Raw genomic sequence first — 3,834 nt, 5'->3', positions numbered from 1 at the left:
AACTCGGTGGTCGTCTCGGGCGGCGCCGGGGTGATCGAGGAGATGGCGGCCCGGTGGGCTGCGGAGGGCCGTAAGACGAGCCGGCTGACGGTCTCGCACGCGTTCCACTCCCGCCTGATGGAGCCGATGCTGGCCGAGTTCGCGGCCATCGTGGAGACGCTGACGTTCGACGAACCGCAGGTTCCGATCGTGTCGAACCTGACCGGCGAGGTGGCCGAGCCCGGGCTGCTCACCTCCCCGGCCTACTGGGTGCGGCAGGTGCGAGAGGCGGTCCGCTTCGCCGACGGGGTCACCTGTCTGGCAGATCAGGGTGTGTCCCGGTTCGTGGAGCTGGGCCCGGACGGGGTGCTCTGCGGGCTGGCCCAGCAGTCGGCCGACGGGGTGTTCGCGCCGGTGATGCGCCGCGACCGCGAAGACGCCGAAACGGCGCTGACCGCGCTGGCCCGGTTGTGGACGGCCGGCCTCGACGTCGACTGGCGGGCCGTCCTGCCGGGCGGCCGTCGGGTGGAGCTGCCGACCTATGCCTTCCAGCGGGAGCGGTACTGGCCGGAGGCCGGGTCGGTTCCGGCCGAGGCGCCGGTGGCCGCGCCGGATGACGACGACGCCCGGTTCTGGGCGGCGGTGGAGCGTGAGGACCTCGCGGAGCTGGCCGCCACCCTGAGGTTGGAGGACGCGCCGGGGGTGCTGGACGACGTGGTGCCGGCGTTGTCGTCGTGGCGGCGGTCGCGGCGGCAGGAGTCGATCGTCGACTCGTGGCGCTATCGGGTGGAGTGGAAGCCGCTGAACGGCCTGCGCGACGCCGCCACGCTCACCGGAACGTGGGTGCTTGTCAGCTCCGGTGAGACGAGCCTGGCCGGCGAGGCGGAGAACGCGTTGCGCGCCGGCGGCGCGCGAACCGCCCGTCTGCGGTCCCTCGCGGAGCTGGATCGGGCCGAGCTCGCCGTCCATCTGACCCGTGATGATCTCGCCGGGGTGGTGTTCGCGGCCGGGCCGTCGACGGCCTCCGCCGATCTCGCGGCGATGTTGCTGGTGATCCAGGCGCTCGGTGACGCGGGAGCGGATGTTCCGCTGTGGTGCCTGACACGCGGTGCGGTGTCGACCGGTGGCGACGATCGGCTGGACGCTCCCGAGCAGGCGTTGCTGTGGGGGCTGGGCAGAGTCGCGGCCTTGGAACATCCCGCCCGGTGGGGCGGCCTGATCGATCTGCCGCCGACCGTCGACGGGGTGACCGAGGGGCGACTGACCGCCCTGCTGAGCGGCACGAGTGGCGAGGACCAGGTCGCCCTGCGAGACGGACGGGTGTTCGCGCGCCGGCTGGTGCGGGCGCCCCTGCCCACGGCGTCCGTGCCGGAGTGGACCACCGACGGCACCGTATTGATCACGGGCGGGACCGGCGCCCTGGGTGGTGATGTGGCCCGCTGGCTGGCCGGCCGGGGGGTGCCGCATCTGTTGCTGGCCGGCCGCCGGGGCGCGGGGGCGCCCGGAGTGGACGCGCTGGTGGCGGAGCTGACCGCACTGGGCGCCCGCGTGTCGGTCGAAGCGTGTGACGTGGCGGATCGGGAGGCGCTGGCCGGATTGCTGGCCGGGATCCCGGCGGAGTTCCCGCTGACGGGGGTGGTGCACGCAGCCGGAGTCGACGTGGCGAGTCCGCTGATGGAGACCGAGGCGGCCGACCTCGCCGAGGTGCTGCGCGCCAAGGTGGCCGGTGCCGTTCTGCTGGACGAGCTCGCGGGCGATCTGGAGCTGTTCGTGGTGTTCTCCTCGATCGCGGCCACCTGGGGCAGCGGCGGGCAGGGCGCGTACGCGGCGGGCAACGCCTTCCTGGACGCTCTGGTGCACCACCGCCGGGATCGTGGCCTGAGCGGCACCTCCGTGGCGTGGGGTCCGTGGGCCGAGGTGGGCATGGCGATGCAGGGAGATATGGAGCGGTTCCTGCGTCGGCGAGGGTTGCCCACCATGGACCGGGAGCCGGCGATCCGGGCTCTCGCCGTAGCCGTCGATCACGACGAGACGTGTGTCAGCGTCGCCGATGTCGACTGGGAACGGTTCGTGCCCGCGTTCGTCTCGGGTCGCCCCAGTCCGCTGCTCGGCGAGCTGCCCGAGGTGGCCCGGGTGCTGGCCGTCCAGGTGGCCGGGCCGGGTGACACCTTCGAGCTGCGGGAGACGCTGAAGGCGGCGCCCGAGACGGAGCGCCCCCGCCTGTTGCTGGAGGCGGTGCGGGCGCGTGCCGCGGCGGTGCTCGGGCACGCGTCGACGGCGGTGGTGGAGCCTCGCCGCGCGTTCCGCGATCTGGGGTTCGACTCGCTGACCGCAGTGGAGCTGCGCAACCTGCTCGTCGCGGAAACCGGGTTGAGACTGCCCGCCACGCTGGTGTTCGACCACCCGAACCCGGCGGCCCTGGCCGAGTACCTGCTCGGCGAGATGTTCGGCACGACCGGCCCCGTCGCGACGCCCATCGGCGCATCGGCCGCGGCCGGCGGCGACGAACCGATCGCGATCATCGGCATGAGCTGCCGGTACCCGGGTGGTGTCCGTACGGCGGAGCAGCTCTGGGAGCTGGTGGTCGCGGGCCGCGACGGCATCTCGGCCTTCCCCACCGACCGAGGCTGGCCCGACGACGCAGACGGTGCCTACACCCGTCAGGGTGGCTTCGTCGACGGGGTGGCGGAGTTCGACGCGGGGTTGTTCGGGATCTCGCCGCGTGAGGCGCTGGCGATGGACCCGCAGCAGCGGCTGCTGCTGGAGGCGGCGTGGGAGGCGTTCGAGTCCGCGGGTATCGACCCGCTCTCGTTGAGCCACTCGCCGACCGGCGTGCTCATCGGTGGTTCGGCATCGCTCTACGGCGTCGGCATGGACATGCCGGCGAGCGCCGAGGGGCACCTGCTGACCGGCACCGTGAGCAGCGTGTTGTCCGGTCGGGTGGCGTACACGTTCGGGCTTGAAGGGCCGGCGGTGACGGTCGACACCGCGTGCTCCTCGTCGCTGGTCGCGCTGCACCTCGCCGTCCAGGCGTTGCGCAACGGCGAGTGTGAGATGGCGCTGGCCGGCGGTGTCATGGTGATGGTGTCTCCCGGAGTGTTCACCGAGTTCGACCGGCAGGACGGGCTCTCCGCCGACGGCCGGTGTAAGGCGTTCGCGGGCGCGGCGGACGGCACCGGCTGGGGCGAGGGTGTCGGCCTGTTGGTGTTGGAGCGGTTGTCGGACGCGCACCGGCTCGGGCACGACGTGTTGGCGGTGGTGCGGGGCAGTGCGGTCAACCAGGACGGCGCGTCGAACGGGTTGACGGCTCCGAACGGTCCGTCGCAGGAGCGGGTGATCCGTCAGGCGTTGGCGAACGCGCGGTTGTCTCCGGCTGAGGTTGATGTGGTGGAGGCGCACGGCACTGGCACTCGGTTGGGTGATCCGATCGAGGCGCAGGCGTTGCTGGCGACGTATGGGCAGGATCGCCCGGAGGGTCGTCCGTTGTGGCTGGGGTCGATCAAGTCGAACATCGGGCACACGCAGGCGGCCGCGGGTGTGGCCGGTGTGATCAAGATGGTGCAGGCGATGCGCCACGGGGTGTTGCCGGCGACGTTGCATGTGGATGAGCCCTCGCCGCACGTGGACTGGTCGGCGGGTGCGGTGGAGTTGCTGACCGAGGCCCGGTCGTGGCCGTCCGCGGATCGGCCGCGCCGGGCGGGTGTGTCGTCGTTCGGGATCAGTGGGACGAACGCGCACGTGATCATCGAGGCCGCGCCGGTCGTTGAGGTTGAGCGGGTTGCGGGTGTGGCCGGTCCGGTGGTGTGGCCGGTGTCGGGCCGGTCGGTGGAGGCGTTGGCGGCGCAGGCCGGGCGG

General features: G+C 72.6%; 1 protein-coding gene. It reads left to right on the top strand.

Features of this window, described 5'->3' with window-relative positions; all coding sequences use genetic code 11:
• The coding region (locus AWQ70_RS39715; RefSeq protein ID WP_157530966.1) for a type I polyketide synthase at positions 1-3,834 on the top strand (3,834 nt) is incomplete at both ends.

This window comes from Microtetraspora niveoalba, from assembly GCF_001570405.1.
GTDB classification, from domain to species: Bacteria; Actinomycetota; Actinomycetes; order Streptosporangiales; family Streptosporangiaceae; genus Microtetraspora; species Microtetraspora niveoalba.
This window is presented reverse-complemented; position numbering and strand designations above follow the sequence as displayed.